General features: G+C 54.4%; 1 protein-coding gene. It reads right to left on the reverse strand.

What is annotated here, in order from left to right; genetic code table 11:
- Positions 1 to 815, reverse strand: an 815-nt coding sequence (locus tag AWB79_RS37920) for a type VI secretion system Vgr family protein (protein ID WP_198399180.1), incomplete at its 3' end; no start/stop codon positions are given.
- Positions 816 to 1095 lie beyond the last annotated feature (280 nt).

Genomic DNA, 1095 nt, shown 5'->3' on the forward strand with positions numbered 1-1095 from the left:
GGCGCCGCATTCGCGTCCACCAGCAGCTTCACATCGGCCTGCCGATGGTTGTAGTCGTTCAGTTGGATCGACTCGGGCACGCGCTTGGTGATCGTGCGCAGCGAGCGGATCGACTCCGCGCCCGCGCTCTCCAATCCGGAGTGCGTGCGAAACGGAATCACGCGTTGCTTGCGCGCATACGCATCCAGATCGTCGCCGAAGACCATGAAGGTCCGGTCATGCTTTTGCTCGAAGCGGAACCACAGTCCTTCCTCTGCGCAGAGCCTTTGAATAAAGGCGAAGGTCGTCTCGTAGTATTGAGTGATGTACTCGTGGCGCTTATATTTGCCGCGAAGCTTCAAGAAGTCGAAATCCACGCCCAGGCGATAGCCGTAATGGCGCAGCGTATCGGTGATAATTTCGACGACATTCTGTTTTTGGAACAGGCGACTTTTTCTGGCGCGGGCCAATTCGGCGACCTTGGGAACGAGCCTGACACGAAAGTGCGTTTCATCGACCGATGAGCCAATCTTCTCGAAGCCCTCGATGACGCCGTGAGTCGCATAAGCTTTCGGCATCTTGCTGAAGTCTTTTGCGCGCTCGCCGAACATTTTTTCGAGATACGCCAGATCAGGATCGATCGGCTCGATCGTGAAGGTCGCCGGTCGCCCGACCACCTGATCCATCGGAATATCGGCCACCGGACTCGTAAAATCGATCCAGTACTCGTAGAGTTCGCTAATTTGGGCGTGCGCGCCAAACTTCAGGACCGACATGAGCGCAGGCTGCGGCTTGATCTTCAGCGTGTAGGCTTGCGAAGGCACCACCATCGACATACGAAACATCCCTCTGTAGTTGCGCCGACGGCGTGACGACAACACCGGGGCGGTCCGCTTCGAACCCCAGCGAACTCTCTTCCTCGATCGCGTGCTTCTGCAATCCGGGGCGCTACCGATGATTGTTACTCAAACATCTCCTGCTTAGAGTCAAGCAATAGCATGCAGTGCAGATTGATACTCGAACAATCACAATAAATTCATACACCAAGCACGCACGTGTGAATTTTCGTTTTATCTTCGAACCAGTTCATTTATTTATATGCAATCCGAATAGATG

Origin of the sequence: Caballeronia hypogeia (assembly GCF_001544875.2) — a bacterium.
Taxonomy (GTDB): domain Bacteria; phylum Pseudomonadota; class Gammaproteobacteria; order Burkholderiales; family Burkholderiaceae; genus Caballeronia; species Caballeronia hypogeia.